Origin of the sequence: Streptomyces sp. So13.3 (assembly GCF_005860785.2) — a bacterium.
Taxonomy (GTDB): Bacteria; Actinomycetota; Actinomycetes; order Streptomycetales; family Streptomycetaceae; genus Actinacidiphila; species Actinacidiphila fildesensis.
Map to the genome: position 1 here is coordinate 7186015 of NZ_CP048835.1, position 18972 is coordinate 7204986.

Consider the following 18972-nt stretch of genomic DNA (forward strand, 5'->3'; position numbering starts at 1 on the left):
GGGCGGCCGACCCATCAGGCTTCCAGGTGACTTGGCGGTGGGGGTTCTCCCCCATCCAGGGGAGGCTATCCCCACCCCCAGAGGACGCCGGTCCCTTACATCTATAAAGATCGCCTAAGGAAACCATCATCCAGTGCTCCGATGAATCAGCCAACTTCCCTGCAGTGAAGCGGTGATTGCTGCGTATTTCCTTGACCATGGACTGTCAGTGGTCGTATGTTTCCGGCACTTACGAGGCCGATCCCACGGGAGGGACCATGCCCGCACCCCTGAGGCCCGTTCGCCGCAGAGCCGCAGCCGTCTGCGCTTCGCTGGCGGCCGTCGCCGCGTTCGCCACCACCGGAATATCCCCGGCCGCCGGAGCACCGGCGGCCGCGTCACGCGATGTCTACGTCTCCCCGGCCGGTGACGACCACGCCCCCGGCACCACCAAGCACCCCGTCCGCACCCTGGAACACGCCCGCGACCTCGCCCGCGCACGCGCCGGGCACCTCACCGCCGATCTGACCGTCCATCTGGCCCCGGGCACCTACCGGCAGTCCAAGCCCCTCGTGCTCGACGCCCGCGACTCCGGGAGCAACGGCCACCGGGTGATCTGGGACGGCGCCGGGTCCGCGGTCATCAGCGGTGGCCGCCAGGTGACCGGCTGGCACCAGGTCGCCGGCCGGCCGGGACTGTGGTCCGCGCCCGCGCCGAGCGGGCTCACCAACACCCGGCAGCTGTACGTCGACGGGGTGCGCGCCCAGCGCGCCCGTGGCCAGGTGCCCGTCGGACTGACCGCCACCGCCACCGGCTACACGGCCTCCGCCGGCACGCTCGCCGGCTGGCGGAACATCGGCGACGCCGAGTTCGTCTACACCAGCGGCGAGTCGCTGTGGAACATCGACCGCGACGGCCTCGGCCAGTGGACCGAGCCACGCTGCCCCCTCGCCTCGGCCACCGGCACCACGATCACGATGGCCCAGCCCTGCTGGGACAATTCCAACAGACGTGTTGAATTCCCCGACATCCCCGGCCGGACCGTCAGCATGGTCGGCCCCGGCAAGCTCACCAACAGCGGCCACGCCTCGTACATCGAGAACGCCTACGAGCTGCTCGACCAGCCCGGCGAGTGGTACTTCGACCGCAAGGCCCACACCGTCTACTACCTGCCGCGCCCCGGCGAGGACCCACGGCACGCCGATGTCGAGGCCCCGGTCGCACAGAAGCTGATCGACGGCGGCGGAACGGCCGCCGCGCCCCTGCGCGACGTCTCCTTCCGCGGGCTGCAGTTCAGCTACGCGACCTGGCTGACCCCGTCGGGTCCCGGCGGATTCTCCGAGATCCAGGCCGGCTACACGATCACCGGGCCGACCGGCTGGGCCACCCAGGGTCTCTGCCACTTCGTCGAGGGCGGTACCTGCCCGTTCGCCGACTGGACGAAGATGCCGGGCAACGTCTCGCTCGCGTACAGCCGAGGCGTCGAGTTCTCCGGTGATGTGTTCGCGCATCTCGGCGCGGCGGGACTGGAGTTGGGCACCGGGACGCAGGACGCCCGGGTCAGCGGCAGCATCTTCACCGACATCTCCGGCAACGGCCTGGAGATCGGCGGCGTCGACGGCGCCGAACCCGCCACCGGCGTCCAGGTCACCGACAACCACCTCTACGCGCTGCCCCGCGAATTCCACGGCGGGGTCGCGATCCTCAACGGCTACACCCAGCACACCACGATCGCCCACAACCAGATCGACCACGTCGGCTACTCCGCGATCTCGCTGGGCTGGGGCGGCTGGCCCGACAAGATCGGCTCGCCCGCGACCCCGAACGCCGGCCACGACAACGCCGTACGCGACAACCTCATCTTCGACTACATGCAGATGCTGGACGACGGCGGCGGCATCTACACGCAGGGGCTGACCGGCACCTCGATCGCCGACGGCGAGAAGGTCACCGGCAACGTCATCCACGGACAGTGGGGCCTGGGCAAGAGCGTCTACACCGACAACGGCTGCACGTACGAGACGGTCCAGGGCAACGTCCTCTACGGCGCCTCGTACGCCAACGTCGCCAGCCGCCACACCGACTTCCGCGACGCGCTCGGCAACAACGACCCGACCCTCGTCAAGGACAACTGGTGGGAGGAGGGCACCGGCGACGGTGACAACAAGGGACTCGTCACCACCGGCAACCGCATCATCGCCGCCCCGTCCGACGCCCCCGCCGCGATCGTCGCCAACGCGGGCCTCGAACCCGCCTACCGCGGGCTGCTCAACCGGCGGATCGGCGCCCTCAGCACCCCTGAGGCACCGTCACGCGTCGGCACCAGCTCCGGTGGCACGACCGCGCTGGTCGTCACCTTCAACCCCACCTTCGCCGACGGCGGAGCGCCCGTGACGTCCTACACGGCGCATGTGTACGACGCCGCGGGCCATGAGGCGGCGACGGTGCCGGTCACGGCCGCGGAGTTCCGCACCCGCGGTTACCTCCGCGTCACGGGGCTGCGGCCCGGTGAGCCGTACACCGTCGCCGTGAGCGCGGCCAACTCCCTTGGAAGCGGGGCGGCTTCGCTGCCGTCGCATCCTCTGGTGCCCGCCGCCGTGACGACGCTGTCCGCCGCACCCACCGGGGCGAAACTGCGCGCCCAGGCGCACGCGGCGACCGTCGTCTGGACGCCGCCGGTGAACACCGGCGCCGCCGAGGTCACGGGCTATCTGATCACCGTCTCCGACGGCCGCACGATCGAGGTCGCAGGCCGGGACACGCTCGTCACCCAGCCGTCCGGCAAGGGGATGTTCCGCGTCATCGGCGGTCTCACCCCGGGCACCGCGTACCAGGTCACCATCGCGGCGGTCACCGCCGCGGGAACCGGTCCTTCGGTGACCGCGAACGGCACCACACCCGCCGCCTGACGCGTCAGGCCGAGAGCAGGATCCGGCGGGGGAGAAGGGCCCCCGCATAACGCTCCAGCAGCAGCTCGACGAGTTCCGGGGCCGCGCCCAGCACAGGAGCGAGGGCGTCGGCGCCGGACTCGCGGGCACCGCGGACGATGCGGTCGGGCAGGAAGCCCGGCGCGATGACGTACGGGGCGACGGCGATACGGCGGACGCCCTCGGCCCGCAGTTGCCGGACCGCGTCCTCGGTCCGGGGAAGGGATGCGGAGGCGAACGCAGGCCGCACGGCGCACCAACCGGTGTGCCGCCACTCCCGCGCGATTTCAGCGATCACTGCGATCGCCTCCGGGTCGGTGGAGCCCGCCGAGGCCAGGACGACCCCGGTCGAGCGGTCGCCGGGGGTGACCCCGGCCTCGGCCAGCCGCCGCTCCAGGGCGGCGGTCAGCAGGGGCGAGGGGCCGAGGACATCGGCCACCGCGACCCTCAGCCGGGGGTGCGCGGCGGTCGACTCGCGCAGCACGGCGGGGATGTCGGCCTTCGCATGGAAGGCGCGGGTGAGCAGCAGCGGCAGCGCGACGATGTCGCGGACCCCTTCCGCCGCGAGGCGGTCGACGACCTGCGCCACGCTCGGCGCGCAGAAGTCGAGGTATCCGGTGACGACGCGGAGCCCCGGCCGGGCGGCCCGTACCTGCTCGGTCAGCGCATGGACGGTCGCGGCATGGCGCGGATCGCGACTGCCGTGGGCGATGACGAGGAGGACAGGACCGTTCATTACTGGCTCCGGGACACCAGGCCGCGGGTGCGCAGCACACGGCGCTCCAGCGGGCTGAAGATCAGCAGGTCGATGGCGATACCGACGACGAGGATGAGGATGATGCCGAGGAAGATGCCCGGCATGTCGGACCCCTCGCGCATGTTCTCCAGGTAGCGCCCCAGGCCGGTACCGAGGTCGGGGGAGGAGGCGATGAGCTCGGCGGCCATCAGGGAGCGCCAGGAGAACGCCCAGCCCTGCTTGAGGCCTGCCAGGTAGCCGGGCAGCGCGGCCGGCAGCAGGATGTGCCGGGCACCGCTGACCCCGCTGGCGCCGAGCGTGCGGCCGGCGCGCAGATAGAGCGGCGGCACTTGGTCGATGCCGGAGATCAGCCCGTTGGCGATGGAGGGCACGGCGCCGAGCAGGATGACGGCGTACATCGCGGAGTCGGTGATGCCGAGCCAGATGACCGCGGCGGGCACCCAGGCCACCGACGGCAGCGACTGCAGGCCCGACAGGATCGGCCCGATCGCGGACCGGACGAACGGGACGCGGGCCACGACGAGGCCGACCGGGGTGCCGATGGCGACCGCGGCGAGGAAGCCCAGCAACCCGCGCTCGACACTGGTCCAGATGATGTCGAGGAGCTGGCCCTCGTTCCACAGCGTCATGAAGCTGCTGCCGACCGCCCGCGGGGCGGGCAGCTTGGTCTCCGGCGCGAAGCCGGCCAGGACGGCGAGCTGCCACACCACGAGCACCAGGAGGACCGCCGAGACCGGCGGCAGGACCTTCTTGACCAGGACCTGGGTGAACGGGGTGCGCCGGACCTGGACCGCGTCCAGGGCGTCGAGCCCGGCCTCCAGACCCGCGAGGTCCTGGGCTCCCGCACTGCCCTTCTTATCGGCCGGAACGGTCTCAGTGCTGGCCATGTCGGCGGATCTCCCCACGCAGTTCTTCGGTGATCTCGATGGACAGCTCGGCGACGGCGGCGTCCTCGATACGGCGCGGCTGCGGGATGTCCACGGCCCATTCGCGGGCGACCCGGCCGGGCCGGGACGTCAGCAGCACCACCCGCTCCGCGAGCCGGACGGCCTCGCGGACGTTGTGGGTGACGAAGAGGACGGAGACGCCCGTCTCGGCCCAGATGCGGGTGAGCTCGCCGTGCAGGACGTCCCGGGTGATGGCGTCCAGCGCCGCGAACGGCTCGTCCATCAGCAGCACGTTGGAGTCCTGGGCCAGCGCACGGGCGAGCGCGACGCGCTGCCGCATACCGCCGGACAGCTCGTGGACCCGCTTGCCGTAGGACCCGTCGAGGCGCACCAGGCTCAGCAGCCGCTCGGCCTCCGGGCGGCGCTCGGCGCGCGGCACACCGCGCAGCCGCAGCGCCAGTTCGATGTTCTTGCCGGCGGTGAGCCAGGGGAAGAGCGCGTGCTCCTGGAACATCAGCGCCGGACGGCCGCCGCCGGGCACGGTGATGGTGCCGGCGGTCGGCCGGTCGAGGCCCGCGACCAGGTTGAGCAGGGTCGACTTGCCGCAGCCGGAGGCACCCAGGAGACAGACGAACTCACCGGGACGGACGTCGAGGGTGATGTCGTCGAGCACCGCCTGGGCGGAGCCCGGACGGCCGAAGACCTTGTGGACGTGGTCGATGCGAACGGCGGGCGCGCCGTCTGCGACGGCGGTGTCCGCGCTGTGCTGCTCGGTGGTCCTGACTGCCGTGGCCATCCGGTCACCTCCTGGTACGTGGGCGGGCGGTGCGTGCTGCGGGCCGCCGGTGTCCGGCCCCTGCGGGCCGGACAGCGGCTGCTTCCGGGTGTTTCCGTGGCGCGGTGCTGCTACTGCTTGCCGAGCCCTGCCGCGTCCACCGTGGGCTTGCCCGCGGCCGTGAGGACCTTGTTGAGCAGCGTCAGGTCGTAGATCCCGGCGAGGTCGGGCTTCTTCAGCAGACCGGCCTTGACGGCGTGGTCGGCCTCGGACGTCAGCGACTTGGCGAGCGGGTCGTCGAGGACCTGGATGCTCGCCCACGCCGGGTCGAGGATCTCGGCCGGCAGCGCCTTCTGGGTGTCCTTCTTGAGCTGGGCGTTCGCGGCGGCCTTGGCCTTGTCCGGGTTGGCCGTGATCCACGCGTTGGTGTTCACCGAACCGCGCAGCACCGCCTCGACGACGTCCGGGTGCGCCGACAGGAACTTCTGCGACACGATCACATTGGTGATCACGAACTTCTTGTCGGGCCACAGGTCGCGCTCGTCGAGCAGCACCTTGCCGCCCTCGGAGACCAGCTTGGACGCGGTCGGCTCCGGCACCCACGCGCCGTCGATGGAGCCGGACTTGTAGGCGTCGGGCGTGACCTTGTTGTCGGTGCGGAAGACGGAGACGTCGCCCTTGCCGCTCTGCGCGTCGACCTTCCAGCCCTTTTCGGCGATCCAGTTGAGGAACGCCACGTCCTGGGTGTTGCCCAGCTGCGGGGTCGCGATCTTCTTGCCCTTGAGGTCGTCCAGGGTCTTGATCTTCGCGGGGTTGACGACCAGCTTCACGCCGCCCGAGGCGGAGCCGGAGATGATCCGCAGGTTGGTGCTCTTGGACTTGGTGTAGCCGTTGATGGACGGCGAGGGGCCGATCCAGCCGATGTCGATGGAGCCGGCGTTCAGCGCCTCGATCTCGGACGGGCCCGCGTTGAAGGTCTGGGTCTTGATGGCGGTGCCGCCCAGCTCCTTCGCGAACAGGCCCTGGTTGAGGCCGACGAGCGCGGTGGCGTGGGTGAGGTTCGGGAAGTAGCCGATCTTCACTTCGTCGGCGGAGAGCTTCTTCGCACCCGAACTGGCCACCGGGGCAGCGTTGCTGTCCTTCGTGTCGTCGGACTTCGAGCCGTACCCGCAGGCGGCGAGAGCGCCGAAGAGGAGCGGGAGGGTCGCGGCAGCGGCGATCGTTCGCTTCAGGCTGCGGGTGGTTGCGGCAGACACGGGAGGTGTTCCTCTCGGAGAGCCGGAGCGCGCCTATCTGGGCGCTGCCGGAAAGTCGTCAGGTCTTCGGTGGTACGGGCGTACTCGCCTACAGCTGCGGGGTTCAGCGGTTAGAGCGCACATCGCGCCACCCCGCCCGTGCCGGCGCCGAGGAGGCCGCCGCCGACGCGGCCGCCCTCCTTCGCGAAGCCCGAATAGGCATCGTTGACCATCAGAAGTCCCACCCCTCTTGTTCCTTCTCCACGGCGGACGCACCGGCCGCCGCGGGTTCGGCGAACGCCTCGCCCGCCATGCCCGCGGTCAGCGTCGTGCCGTCCGCGGGGTCGATCAGCAGGAAGGAGCCCGTCAGGCGCGAGTCCGCGTAGGCGTCCAGCGGCAGCGGCTCGGCGGTGCGCAGCACGACGGCGCCGATGTCGTTGACGTCCAGCTGCGCCGGCCCGGACTCGTGCGCGAGCCCGGCCGTGAGATTGATGCGGTACGGCAGCGCCTTGACGATGGCCTTCACCGTGCGCGTCGCGTGCTTGAGCAGCACCCGCGAGCCGACCTTCAGCGGCCGCTCGTGCAGATGGCAGACGGTCGCCTCGACGTCCTGGGTGGTCGCCGGCGCCGAGGCGGTCGGCGCGATCAGGTCGCCGCGCGAGATGTCCAGGTCGTCGGCGAGCAGCACGGTCACCGACTGCGGCGCCCAGGCGACGTCGACCGGCTCGCCGAGGGCGTCGATGCCGGTGATGGTGCTGGTCGCGCCGGACGGCAGGACCGTCACCTCGTCACCGACCCGGAGGATGCCGGAGGCGATCCGGCCCGCGTAGCCGCGGTAGTCCGGGTGCTCGGTGGTCTGCGGACGGATCACGTACTGGACCGGGAAGCGCGCCGGCGCGTCCGTCAGGTCGGTGCCGACCTGCACCGTTTCCAGGTGCTCCAGGACAGTGGGGCCGCCGTACCAGTCCATGTTCGCGGACGGCGTCACCACGTTGTCCCCGGCGAGCGCCGAGATCGGGATCGTGGTGATGTCCGGGACGCCGAGCGACGCCGCGTACGCCGTGAACTCCTCGGCGATGGCGGCGAACACGGGCTCCGCGTACTCCACCAGGTCCATCTTGTTGACGGCCAGCACCACGTGCGGGACGCGCAGCAGCGCGGCCACCGCGGCATGGCGCCGGGTCTGCTCCACGACGCCGTTGCGGGCGTCGACGAGCACCACGGCCAGCTCCGCGGTCGAGGCCCCGGTGACCATGTTGCGGGTGTACTGCACATGGCCCGGCGTGTCGGCGAGGATGAACCGGCGCCGCGGTGTGGCGAAGTACCGGTACGCCACATCGATGGTGATGCCCTGCTCGCGCTCGGCCCGCAGGCCGTCGGTGAGCAGCGCCAGGTCCGGCGCCTCCTGGCCGCGGCGGCGCGAGGCGTGCTCGACGGCCTCCAGCTGGTCGGTCAGGACCGACTTGGAGTCGTGCAGCAGCCGCCCCACCAGGGTGGACTTGCCGTCGTCGACGGAGCCGGCGGTGGCGAAGCGCAGCTGCGAGGTGGCCGCGATCTGCTCGGCGCTGGTGACGTCGCTGATGGTGGTCATTTAGAAGTACCCCTCGCGCTTGCGGTCTTCCATCGCGGCCTCGGACATCTTGTCGTCGGCGCGGGTCGCGCCCCGCTCGGTGAGCCGGGACGCGGCGATCTCCACGATGACCTGGTCGATGGTGAAGGCGTCGGAGTCCACCGCGCCGGTGCAGGACATGTCACCGACGGTTCGGTAGCGGATCAGCCGCTTCTCGACGGTCTCCCCGGACTTCGGGCCGCCCCACTCGCCCGCCGTCAGCCACATGCCGCTGCGGGCGAAGACGTCCCGCTCGTGCGCGTAGTAGATCTGCGGCAGCTCGATGCCCTCGCGGGCGATGTACTGCCACACGTCCAGCTCGGTCCAGTTGGACAGCGGGAACACCCGGACGTGCTCGCCGGCCGCGTGCTTGCCGTTGTAGAGCTGCCACAGCTCGGGGCGCTGGCGGCGCGGGTCCCAGGCGCCGAACTCGTCGCGCAGGGAGAAGACGCGCTCCTTGGCGCGGGCCTTCTCCTCGTCGCGGCGGCCGCCGCCGAAGACGGCGTCGTACGTGCCCTCGCCGATCGCGTCGAGCAGCGGCACCGTCTGCAGCGGGTTGCGGGTCCCGTCGGGGCGCTCGCGCAGCCGGCCGTCGTCGATGTAGTCCTGCACCCGCGCCACGTGCAGGCGCAGTCCGTGCTCGGCGACCGTACGGTCCCGGTACTCCAGCACCTCGGGGAAGTTGTGGCCGGTGTCCACGTGCAGCAGCGAGAACGGCACCGCGGCGGGCGCGAACGCCTTCAGCGCCAGGTGCAGCATGACGATGGAGTCCTTGCCGCCGGAGAAGAGGATCACCGGCCGCTCGAACTCGCCCGCGACCTCGCGGAAGATGTGCACGGCCTCGGACTCGAGGGCGTCCAGGTGGCTGAGCGCGTACGCGGAATCATTGGGTGCGGCGACGGTGGTCACAGTGCCAGTCCCCTCTCGACGAGCAGCGCTTCCAGCGCCGCGGCGGAGTCCTCGACGGTGCGCCCGTGGGTCTCGAGGCGCAGGTCCGGTGCCTCGGGCGCCTCGTACGGGTCGTCGACCCCGGTGAGACCGGAGATCTCACCCGCGGCCTGCTTGGCGTAGAGGCCCTTCACATCGCGCTCGGAGCACACCTCGACCGGGGTGGCCACATGCACCTCCAAGTACGGGGTTCCCTGCTTCCGGTGGCGCCCGCGGACCGCCTCGCGGCTGTCCGCGTAGGGGGCGATCACGGGGACGAGGACCTTGACGCCGTTGGAGGCCAGCAGTTCGGCGACGAAGCCGATCCGCTGCACGTTGGTGTGCCGGTCCTCGCGGGTGAAGCCGAGCCCGGCGGAGAGGAACTCGCGGATCTCGTCGCCGTCCAGCACCTCCACCCGGTGGCCGGCCTCGCGCAGCCGGTCCGCCAGCGCGAAGGCGACCGTGGTCTTGCCCGCGCTCGGCAGACCGGTCAGCCACACCGTGGCACCCGCCTGTCGCGGGCTCGCCGGCACGCTCATCGTTCGCTCCTGGGATATCTGAGTGGTCATCAGCCGTGCAGTCCGCACTCGGTCTTGCCGCGCCCGGCCCAGCGGCCGGCGCGGGCGTCCTCGCCCTCCAGCACCCGGCGGGTGCACGGCTCGCAGCCGACGGACGCGTAGCCGTCCATCAGCAGCGGGTTGGTCAGCACCCCGTGCTCGGCGACGTACGCGTCCACGTCCGCCTGCGTCCAGCGGGCGATCGGGGAGATCTTCACCTTGCGGCGCTTCTCGTCCCAGCCGACGACCGGCGTGTTGGCGCGGGTCGGGGACTCGTCGCGGCGCAGCCCGGTGGCCCAGGCGTCGTACCCGGTCAGGCCCTGCTCCAGCGGCTTGACCTTGCGCAGCGCGCAGCACAGGTCCGGGTCGCGGTCGTGCAGCTTCGGCCCGTACTCGGCGTCCTGTTCTGCGACGGTCTGCACCGGGGTCAGCGTGATGAGGTTGACGTCCATCACCGCCCCGACCGCGTCACGGGTGCCGATGGTCTCGGGGAAGTGGTAGCCGGTGTCGAGGAAGACCACGTCCACGCCCGGGAAGGCGCGGGACGCGAGGTGCGCCACGACGGCGTCCTCCATCGAGGACGTGACGCAGAAGCGCGGGCCGAACGTCTCGGCGGCCCAGCGCAGGATGTCCAGCGGGGCCGCGTCCTCAAGGTCGCGGCCGGCCTGTTCGGCCAGACTGCGCAGGTCCTCGGCGGTGTGCTGTGCGGTGGTCACGACTCGCCTCCAGTCGGGGGGTTCTTCCGGAGTCCCTCGGTCAGCAGACCGAGGAACTTCAACTGGAAGGCCCGGTTGCACGCCCGGCATTCCCAGGCGGCTCCCGATCCGTGCGGAACCTTCTCCTCGGACGGGCGCAGATCCTCGTCCCCGCAGTACGGGCAGTAGAACGGCGCGGCGCGCTCGGTCATGACAGTGCCTCCTCGGAGGCGCGGGCGGCCCAGGTGGCGAAGCGCTCGTCGTCCTCGCGCTCCTCCTCGAAGCGCCGCAGCACCCGCTCGACGTAGTCGGGCAGCGCGGCGGAGGTGACCTTCAGACCGCGCACCTTGCGGCCGAAGCCGGGCTCCAGTCCGAGGCTGCCGCCCAGGTGCACCTGGAAGCCCTCGACCTGCTCGCCGTTCTCGTCGGTGACGAGCTGGCCCTTGAGACCGATGTCCGCCACCTGGATACGGGCGCAGGAGTTGGGGCAGCCGTTGACGTTGATGGTCAGCGGCTGGTCGAAGTCCGGCAGCCGGTGCTCCAGCTCGTCGATGAGCGAGGCGCCGCGCGCCTTGGTCTCGACGATGGCCAGCTTGCAGAACTCGATACCGGTGCAGGCCATGGTGCCGCGCCGGAACGGCGACGGCTTCACCTGGAAGCCGAGCGCCTCGAGACCGGCCACCAGGGACTCGACCCGCGCCTCCTCGATGTCCAGCACGATCATCTTCTGCTCGACGGTGGTGCGCAGCCGGCCCGAGCCGTGTTCGGCGGCCAGGTCCGCGATCTTGGAGAGCGTCGAGCCGTCGATCCGGCCGACCCGCGGCGCGAAGCCCACGTAGAAGCGGCCGTCCTGCTGGCGGTGCACGCCGACGTGGTCGCGCCACTGCTGCTCTGGGTACTCCGGGGCGGGGCCGTCGGTGAGCTTGCGCTGGAGGTACTCGTCCTCCAGGATCTGCCGGAACTTCTCCGGGCCCCAGTCGGCGACCAGGAACTTCAGCCGGGCGCGGGTGCGAAGCCGGCGGTAGCCGTAGTCGCGGAAGATGCCGATGACCCCGGCCCACACGTCGGCGACGTCGTCCAGCGGGACCCACGCGCCGAGCCGTACGCCGAGCTTGGGGTTGGTGGACAGCCCGCCGCCGACCCACAGGTCGAAGCCGGGGCCGTGCTCGGGATGGTGCACCCCGACGAACGCGATGTCGTTGATCTCGTGCGCCACGTCCAGCAGCGGCGACCCGGAGATCGCCGTCTTGAACTTGCGCGGGAGGTTGGAGAAGTCCTTGGAGCCGATGTAGCGCGAGTGGATCTCGTCGATCGCGGAGCTGCCGTCGATGATCTCGTCGGCCGCGATCCCCGCCACCGGCGAGCCGAGGATGGTGCGCGGGGTGTCGCCGCACGCCTCGGTGGTGGACAGGCCGACGGCCTCCAGCCGGCGCCAGATCTCCGGAACGTCCTCGATCCGGATCCAGTGGTACTGGACGTTCTGCCGGTCGGTCAGGTCGGCGGTGCCGCGGGCGAACTCCTGCGAGATCTCACCGATGACGCGCAGCTGCTCGGTGGTGAGCCGGCCGCCGTCGATGCGGACCCGCAGCATGAAGTACTCGTCGTCGAGCTCGTGCGGCTCGAGGATGGCGGTCTTGCCGCCGTCGATCCCGGGCCTGCGCTGGGTGTAGAGACCCCACCAGCGCATGCGGCCGCGGAGGTCGGCGGGGTCGATCGAGTCGAAACCACGCTGGGAGTAGATCGTCTCAATGCGTGTCCGCACGTTGAGACCGTCATCGTCCTTCTTCGTCTGCTCGTTGGCGTTGAGCGGCGTGAAGTGGCCCATGGCCCACTGGCCCTCACCACGGTGGCGTCCGGCCTTGCGGCGGGCCGTGGTGTCGGCTGGCTGATCAGGAGTGGAGGCCATGGCGATGCGTCCTTCGGGCAGGGGCGAATACGTCGGTAGTAGCGCGGATGCACCCTATGGCCTGCGGAAACCTGAAATCGATCAGGGCAGTTGGCGGCGCCGGGGCGCATGCGCGACCACGGCGCGAGAGGGTGGCGGGGGTGCCGGCGCCAACCGGCGCGGCGCGATCAGCTCGCCGGACAGATGGCGCTGGACACGCGGCAGAAGTCGACGTGCGGCCGACCTACCAAGGCGATTCCAGTGCGGGACATGTCGGAAGCGTGGCATGAGGGTCTTGGACGAGTCCACCGTCGTCCAGCATGTGGACCAGATTATCCCATTTGGTGAGACGCTGTGCTCTGCGTCACTGCTCCACGGGCCACGGGCCGGTGGGGACCGGCTGATCCGTTTCGTCCGCCGTCCTGGTGTCGAAGAGCCGGAACCCGCGCCGCTCGTAGTTCGCCATCGCGTGCGGCCCGTCCAGGCTGCAGGTGTGCACCCACACCCGCTTCGTCGCGGCCCGCCCCGGCCACCGGCCGGCCAGGTCCCAGGCGCGCGCGGTCCCGTACGACAGCAGATGGCCACCGATGCCGCGGCCCCGGAACGCCGGCAGCAGCCCGAAGTACATGATCTCCACGACGCCGTCGTCCTGCGGGTCGAGCTCCACGAACCCGGCCGGGGTGCCCCGGTCGTACACCACCCACGTCTCCGAGCCCGGCCGGTCCAGATGCGCCTGCCAGCGCCCGTACGTCCAGCCCAGCCGGTCGGTCCACAGACAGTCCGCGCCGACCGACGCATAGAGGAAGCGGCTGAAGTCGGGCGACGGCACCTCGGCGGCCACGATCCGGACCCCCGACCCGGCGGCGGGCACGGCCGAGGGCCGCAGATCCGCCGGTGCGGTCTGTTCGAGGGACCAGGTGGTCACGCTGATGCTCATGCCACCAGCCTAATTCGCCGCCGCCGCACAGCCGCGACCGGATCAGCGCACCGCGCCCATCCGGGCGAAGACGACGACATTGCCGTCGTATCCGCCCTTCTCCCTGAAGCCGCCGCCACAGGTGATGACACGCAACTCGGCCGCGCCGGTGTCGCCGTACACCCGCTTCGCCGGGAACGCGTCCTTGGCGAAGGCCTCGACGCCGTACACGTCGAAGACCGCGGTGCGGCCGTCCCGGCGGGTCACCTCGACGCGGTCCCCCTTCTTCAGGGCGCCGAGACCGTAGAACACGGCGGGCCCCGCCAGATTGTCGACATGCCCGTCGATGACCGAGGTGCCGGCCGCGCCCGGCGTGGGGGAGTTCCTGAACCAGCCGGCCAGGTTCTTCTCCGCCGCCGGCGGCGAGCCCACCCAGCCGTCCTTGTCGAGCGCGACGGTGATCAGCGGGGCGTTCACCCCGATCGACGGAATCCTGACCCGGACCGGCGGCGAGGCCGGCAACGGCGGCGGGACCTTCCGGGCGGCAGGGGGGACGACACCCGGAATCGTTTCGACGGCGGCCGCCGCGGCGGGCTGCGGAGGAAGAGCCCGCTCCTCGGAACCGCTGCGGATCAGGGCCACCCCGACGACAGCGATCAGAGCGACGGCGACGGGTGTGGCGAGGCCCTTGCGCGCCGGCTGCTCCGTGGCCATGGCCTTCCTCCCGCTCGGGGCCCCGGGGGACCACCCTCCGAAACGCTAGACGCGGGGCGGGCGGGCGGCGACAGCTGGCAGGCGATCGGGTGGTGCAGGGCGCGCGCCCCAGGGCCGCCGGAGTAGGCCCCCTCCACGCCCCTGCCGCCACCCGGCAGAGCCTCGTACGCTGTCCCGCATGTCCCGCACGAGTCCGAGCCGTCCCGTCGTCGTCCTCGGCGAATGCGTAGCCGACGCCTTCGCCGCCCCCCGGTCCGGCGGCCGGCTCGCCGGACCGGGGGGCGGCCCCGCCAACACCGCGGTCGCGCTGGCCCGGCCCGGCACGCCCACCCGGTTCCTCGGCCGGCTGTCGGGCGACGTCTTCGGCCGGCTCTTCCGCGAGCGACTGGCCGGCTCCGGCGTCGACCTGACCGGCTGCCCCGACGCTGCCGAGCCCAGCACGCTCGCCGTCGCCGACCTCGACGCGGCCGGCCGGGCCCGCTACACCTTCCACGCCGAGGGCACCGCCGACTGGCAGTGGACGGCGGCCGAGCTGACGGCCGGGCTGCCCGCCGACCCGGCCTGTCTGCACACCGGCTCCCTCGCCCTCGTGCGCGACCCCGGCGCCGGCCGCGTCGAAGAGCTCCTCGACGACCTCCGCCCCCGCACCACCATCAGCATCGACCCGAACGTCCGACCGGGCCTCGTACCCCCCGACCGCTACCGGCAGCGGCTGTCCCGCTGGTGCGCGGCGGCCGACATCCTCCGCCTCAGCGACGACGACCTCGCCCACCTCCACCCCGGCACCCCGCTGGAAAAGGCCTGCGACGAATGGCACGCCCTCGGCGTCCCCCTCGTCGTCATCACCCTCGGCCCCGAGGGCGCCCTCGCCTCCCTCGACGGCGAACGACTCCACGTACCGGCCCAGCGGTGCGACGTCGTCGACACCGTCGGAGCGGGCGACGCGTTCATGGCGGGCCTGCTGCACCATCTGCACGGCGCGGGCCACCTCGGCGGCCGCCTCACCGCCCTCACTCCTGCGGACGTCCAGAAGGCGGTCACCCTGGGGACCGCAGTGGCTGCCGCCACCTGCGCGGTACAGGGCGCGAACCCGCCCTGGCCGCATCAGCTCTAACGCTGCGCCGCGCGCCTCCGGCGGTGGTGGGGGTACGTCGGCCCCTGCCGCGCCGTTGCGCCTGCGGCGGGCTTTCCCCACCCACCCGCCCTTACCAGTCACGCATGCACGTGCGTCGGCACCCGCGGAGGTGAGGGGTGGGGGAGGGATGCGCGTGCGTGGGCATCCGCGGACGTGAGGGGCGGAGGACGGATGCACGTGCGTGGGCATCCGCGGACGTGAGGGGCGGAGGACGGATGCGCGTGTGTCGGTGCGGCGGCGCCCGCCTCGCTGCTCAGCCGGGCGTTCCCCGCGACCCGCGCTCCCGCAGGCCGGCTGTGACGTGAGGGGGACGGGTTCGCAGGGGTGGGGTTTCGACATGCTGCCGAGCTATTTGTGGGCGGCCACGCCCGTAAAGAGTCGATTTCGAAGCCCCGCCCCGGAGGGCCCGGCCCCCGACCCACGAACGACCCGATCAGCCGTGCCGCGCAGCCAGAACCGCCGGCGCCACCGAATGCGGCAGCAGATCGGCCCCCCGCTCCGGCCGCACCAACTCCACCTCCACCCCGTCCGCGAACCGATAGGGCCGATGCGCCAGCACCCCCGCAAGGTTGCGGCGCAGCCGCGACAGCTCCGCGCGGACCGTCACCGTCCGGCCCGCGTCCCCGAACAGGTCCTGCGCCAGCTCTGCCGCGCTGCGCCCACCCCGATGCAGCGCCAGCACGAAGAGCAGCTCGGCATGGCGCGGGCTGAGCTGCTGTGCCCAGCTGCCCGCCGCGCCCGAGACCGTCACCGTCCAGGCGCGTGCCCGGCTGACGTCCAGGACGACCCGGCTCATGGGGGCCGCCGGGTCACGGTCGGCGCCGACCCGGATCAGCCAGCCGCCGGGCAGTGGCTCCAGGGTGCACCTGCCCAGGCTCGGCAGCCACATCTCGCCGGACCGTACGGAGGCCGGCAGGGCCACCCGGTCGGGGGGCGCCATGCCGGTGACCGCGGCGGTCCAGCCGTTGCGGTCGACCGCAACGGCCCGGTCGTCCGCCCCCGCCATCCGCGCCAGCAGCGGTGCCGCGATCGCCCGCAGCCGTTCGATGGAGGCCCAGTGCCGCCGCCGGAGTTCGCCCTCGGCGACCCGGGTCACGGCGGTCACCAGGGACAGGGTGGCCGGGTGGATGGTGGCGGCGGGGCCGCTGATGTCGACGACGCCGAGCAGCCGGCCGTCCCGCGGATCGTGCAGGGGCGCGGCGGCGCAGGTCCACGCGTGGTGGGTGCGTACGAAGTGCTCGGAGGAGTGCACCTGGACGGGCGCGCGCGTCACCAGCGCGGTGCCGATGGCGTTGGTGCCGACCACGTCCTCGGCCCAGGACGCGCCCTCGGCGAAACCGAGCCGGTCCGCACTCCTGCGCACCGCGAGGCTGCCGTCCCGCCACAGCACCCGGCCCTCGCCGTCCGTGACCACCATGATGTGCCAGGCGACGTCGGCGACCGTCACCAGTCCCTCGCGCAGCAGCGGCATGACGTCGCCCAGCGGCGAGGACTGCCGGCGGTGTTCGAGCTCCTCCGTGGAGAGCAGGCCGGCGTGCCGGCCGATGTCCGGATCCACCCCGTGGTTCCTGACCCGGAGCCAGGACTCGCTGATCACCGTGCGGGGCGCCGCGGGCGGGGCGTCACCCGCCAGGGCGGCCTCGTGCACGCCGGCGAGCAACCGCGCCGACTCGCGGACGCCCATGGCCCCGAGACGGCCGAGACCGATCGGTGGGTCTGTCACATTGCCCCCGGTTTGACTGCTTCTCACGTCCTGCTGCCCATGGTGCCGCCGCTACGTCCGCGGTGCCCCGGCAACCGGCATATCCATTGCAACGAGCTGCAACTGTTGCGGGTGCGCGGGGGCCCGACGGACAGTGACGCGGCGATGCCGCACCCGGTCTCCTGGGAGATCCGTTGCACCGTCCGACGCGTCACACAAGGGGGGAATCCCGCCATGTCGACCACACCGTCCCGGGTGGTCGTCGGTGGCGCTCCCGACGCCGGATACCTGCGTGACGGGTCCCCTTCTTCACGCTCCCAAGTAGCCTGTGTGGACGGGCTGTCGGCGTCGCTCGCCGTCCCGGCCGACCTCGTGATTCCGGCACGGCTGCCCTCGGGCATCGAGGGCACCAGGACCGGGGGTGGTGCCGAGTCGGCGCGGCGCCACCCTCTGCCGGCGCGGTGGCGGCCGCTCACCTTTCCAGGCCCCCCTCCGAGGGTGAGAGCCGCCGCCGCGCCACCCCAGAGCCCAGTCGCCCAGCGCCCCGCACACAGCGCCGCTCAGTCCGTGAGCGGCCGGGCGCGGTCCACGATCGAGGCCAGGTCGAGGGTGTGCGGAAGGGTGCCGAACGTGGCTCCCCAGTCGCCGCCGAGGCGTGAGGCGCAGAACGCGTCGGCCACGGCGGACGGGGCGAACCGTACGAGCAGGGAGCCCTGGAGGATCAGGGCCATCCGTTCCACGATGCGCCGGGCACGGGCCTCCACCCCGTCCAGGTCGGCGAGTTCCGTCAGCAGCCCCTTGATGGCACCGTCGAGCCGGTGGTCCGCGCCGCGGGCCAGGCCGATCTCGGTGAGGAACGCGTTCAGGGCCATCGGGTCGCGCCGCAGCACCCGCAGCACGTCCAGCGCCTGGACGTTGCCCGACCCCTCCCAGACCGAGTTCAGCGGGGACTCGCGGAACAGTCTGGGCATCCCCGACTCCTCCACGTACCCGTTGCCGCCCAGGCACTCCAGCGCCTCCACGGCGACGGCCGGACAGCGCTTCGTCACCCAGTACTTGGTGACGGCCACCGCCAGCCGCCGGAAGTGCCGCTCCTGTTCCGTGCCGGTGTCGTAGGAGGCGGCGAGCCGCATCGCGGTGGTCGTGGCGGCCTCCGACTCCAGGGCCAGGTCCGCCAGGACGTTGCGCATCAGCGGCTTGTCGATCAGCGGACCGCCGAACGCGCCGCGGTGGGTGGCGTGGTGCACCGCCTGGGCGACCGCCTGCCGCATGATGGCCGCGGAACCGACAGCGCAGTCCAGCCGGGTCGCCGCGACCATCTCGATGATGGTCGCCACCCCCCGGCCCTCCTCCCCGACCCGGCGCGCCCACGTCCCGTCGAATTCCACCTCGGACGAGGCGTTGGAACGGTTGCCGAGCTTGTCCTTCAGCCGCTGGATCGCGAAGACGTTCCGGGTCCCGTCGGGCAGCACCCGCGGCAGGAGGAAGCAGCTGATCCCGTCCGGGGCCTGGGCCAGCACCAGGAAGCCGTCCGACATGGGCGCGGAGCAGAACCACTTGTGGCCGGTCAGCGCGTAGGTGCCGTCCTCGGCGAGTGGTTCCGCGCGGGTGGTGTTGGCCCGGACGTCGGAGCCGCCCTGCTTCTCCGTCATCCCCATGCCGAACAGCGCGCCGGGTTTCGCACCGGCCGGGGCGAGCAGCGGATCGTAGATCCGGGAGCTGAGCCGCGGCTCCCATTCGGCGGCCAGCGCCGGATCGGCGCGCAGGGCCGGCACCGCCGCGTGCGTCATCGACACCGGGCAGCCGTGCCCGGCCTCGGCCTGCGACCACACCAGGAACCCGGCCGCGCGGCGCAGATGCCCGTCGGGGCGGGACCAGGCGTCGGTCAGCCCTGCCGACACCGCGTGGCCCAGCAGCCGGTGCCAGGACGGATGGAAGTCGACCTCGTCGATCCGGTGGCCGTACCGGTCATGGGTGCGCAGCACCGGCGGACTGCTGTTCGCCGCGTCCCCCCAGCGCTGCGCCTGGGCCGAGCCCGCGGCCCGGCCCAGCTCACCCAGTTCGTCCTGGATCTCCGTCAGCCGCTCCGGGGCCGCATGGCGTTCGACGGCCTCGACGAGCGCGGCGTCGGAGGCGTGGACGTCATATCCGACCAGCGGCGGAGGCTGGTTGGTCACGGTGTGCGTGGGGGCGCTCATGGCAGCAACCGTAGGCGCCCGCGCGCGCCGTACGGAAGGCGCCGCACCCGCCGCCGGCGGGCCGGTCCTGGCGC

The 18972-nt window shown here is 72.1% G+C and carries 17 protein-coding genes; 2 read left to right on the forward strand and 15 right to left on the reverse strand.

Features of this window, described 5'->3' with window-relative positions; translation table 11 throughout:
* The first annotated feature begins 257 nt into the window (after nucleotides 1-257).
* Nucleotides 258-2888 carry a fibronectin type III domain-containing protein gene (locus tag C8250_RS32130; RefSeq protein WP_138354324.1) on the forward strand — a complete coding sequence of 877 codons (2631 nt, stop codon included), beginning with the start codon at nucleotides 258-260 and terminating at the stop codon, nucleotides 2886-2888.
* Between the two features lie 4 nt (nucleotides 2889-2892).
* Here C8250_RS32130 and C8250_RS32135 read toward each other — a convergent pair whose 3' ends face one another.
* From C8250_RS32135 to C8250_RS32195, 13 genes are all read right to left on the reverse strand, one after another.
* Complete coding sequence (locus C8250_RS32135) at nucleotides 2893-3642, reverse strand: sirohydrochlorin chelatase (RefSeq protein WP_138354325.1); 750 nt, start codon at nucleotides 3640-3642, stop codon at nucleotides 2893-2895.
* The gene (locus tag C8250_RS32140; RefSeq protein ID WP_138354326.1) at nucleotides 3642-4550 is read right to left on the reverse strand and encodes an ABC transporter permease; all 909 of its coding nucleotides are present in this window, start codon (nucleotides 4548-4550) and stop codon (nucleotides 3642-3644) included. The genes C8250_RS32135 and C8250_RS32140 overlap by 1 nt, the downstream gene beginning before the upstream one ends.
* Nucleotides 4537-5346, reverse strand: coding sequence for an ABC transporter ATP-binding protein (locus tag C8250_RS32145; RefSeq protein ID WP_138354327.1), 810 nt, complete (start codon nucleotides 5344-5346; stop codon nucleotides 4537-4539). Before C8250_RS32145 ends, C8250_RS32140 begins: the two co-directional genes overlap by 14 nt.
* A 110-nt stretch (nucleotides 5347-5456) precedes the next feature.
* Nucleotides 5457-6581, reverse strand: coding sequence for an aliphatic sulfonate ABC transporter substrate-binding protein (locus C8250_RS32150; RefSeq protein WP_138354328.1), 1125 nt, complete (start codon nucleotides 6579-6581; stop codon nucleotides 5457-5459).
* Between the two features lie 211 nt (nucleotides 6582-6792).
* Nucleotides 6793-8151 carry a GTP-binding protein gene (locus C8250_RS32160; RefSeq protein WP_138354330.1) on the reverse strand — a complete coding sequence of 453 codons (1359 nt, stop codon included), beginning with the start codon at nucleotides 8149-8151 and terminating at the stop codon, nucleotides 6793-6795.
* On the reverse strand, nucleotides 8152-9078 hold the full coding sequence (gene cysD / locus C8250_RS32165; protein ID WP_138354331.1) for a sulfate adenylyltransferase subunit CysD: 927 nt from the start codon (nucleotides 9076-9078) through the stop codon (nucleotides 8152-8154).
* Nucleotides 9075-9665: an adenylyl-sulfate kinase gene (cysC, locus tag C8250_RS32170; protein ID WP_138354332.1), complete on the reverse strand. Its 591-nt coding sequence runs from the start codon at nucleotides 9663-9665 to the stop codon at nucleotides 9075-9077. Before cysC ends, cysD begins: the two co-directional genes overlap by 4 nt.
* Nucleotides 9665-10369 carry a phosphoadenylyl-sulfate reductase gene (locus tag C8250_RS32175; RefSeq protein WP_138354333.1) on the reverse strand — a complete coding sequence of 235 codons (705 nt, stop codon included), beginning with the start codon at nucleotides 10367-10369 and terminating at the stop codon, nucleotides 9665-9667. Before C8250_RS32175 ends, cysC begins: the two co-directional genes overlap by 1 nt.
* Nucleotides 10366-10560, reverse strand: coding sequence for a hypothetical protein (locus C8250_RS32180; protein ID WP_138354334.1), 195 nt, complete (start codon nucleotides 10558-10560; stop codon nucleotides 10366-10368). The genes C8250_RS32175 and C8250_RS32180 overlap by 4 nt, the downstream gene beginning before the upstream one ends.
* Entirely contained in the window at nucleotides 10557-12254 is a 1698-nt protein-coding gene (locus C8250_RS32185) for a nitrite/sulfite reductase (protein WP_138354335.1), read from the reverse strand. Before C8250_RS32185 ends, C8250_RS32180 begins: the two co-directional genes overlap by 4 nt.
* A gap of 167 nt (nucleotides 12255-12421) precedes the next feature.
* Nucleotides 12422-12505, reverse strand: a complete 84-nt coding sequence (locus tag C8250_RS44940) for a putative leader peptide (RefSeq protein WP_331283982.1) — start codon at nucleotides 12503-12505, stop codon at nucleotides 12422-12424.
* 92 nt (nucleotides 12506-12597) lie between these two features.
* The gene (locus tag C8250_RS32190) at nucleotides 12598-13170 is read right to left on the reverse strand and encodes a GNAT family N-acetyltransferase (protein WP_138354336.1); all 573 of its coding nucleotides are present in this window, start codon (nucleotides 13168-13170) and stop codon (nucleotides 12598-12600) included.
* A 42-nt stretch (nucleotides 13171-13212) separates the two neighbouring features.
* Nucleotides 13213-13863: a class F sortase gene (locus tag C8250_RS32195; protein WP_138354337.1), complete on the reverse strand. Its 651-nt coding sequence runs from the start codon at nucleotides 13861-13863 to the stop codon at nucleotides 13213-13215.
* A gap of 178 nt (nucleotides 13864-14041) precedes the next feature.
* Between C8250_RS32195 and C8250_RS32200 the strand changes: the two genes are divergently transcribed.
* A complete protein-coding gene (locus tag C8250_RS32200; RefSeq protein WP_187145051.1) occupies nucleotides 14042-14977 on the forward strand; it encodes a carbohydrate kinase in 936 nt (311 codons plus the stop codon).
* 454 nt (nucleotides 14978-15431) lie between these two features.
* On the opposite strand, the gene C8250_RS32205 is transcribed toward C8250_RS32200, so the two are convergent.
* Nucleotides 15432-16682 (reverse strand): GAF domain-containing protein, encoded by a 1251-nt coding sequence (locus tag C8250_RS32205; protein WP_138354353.1) that lies wholly within the window; start codon nucleotides 16680-16682, stop codon nucleotides 15432-15434.
* A gap of 578 nt (nucleotides 16683-17260) precedes the next feature.
* A complete protein-coding gene (locus C8250_RS32210; protein WP_138354339.1) occupies nucleotides 17261-18898 on the reverse strand; it encodes an acyl-CoA dehydrogenase family protein in 1638 nt (545 codons plus the stop codon).
* Nucleotides 18899-18972 lie beyond the last annotated feature (74 nt).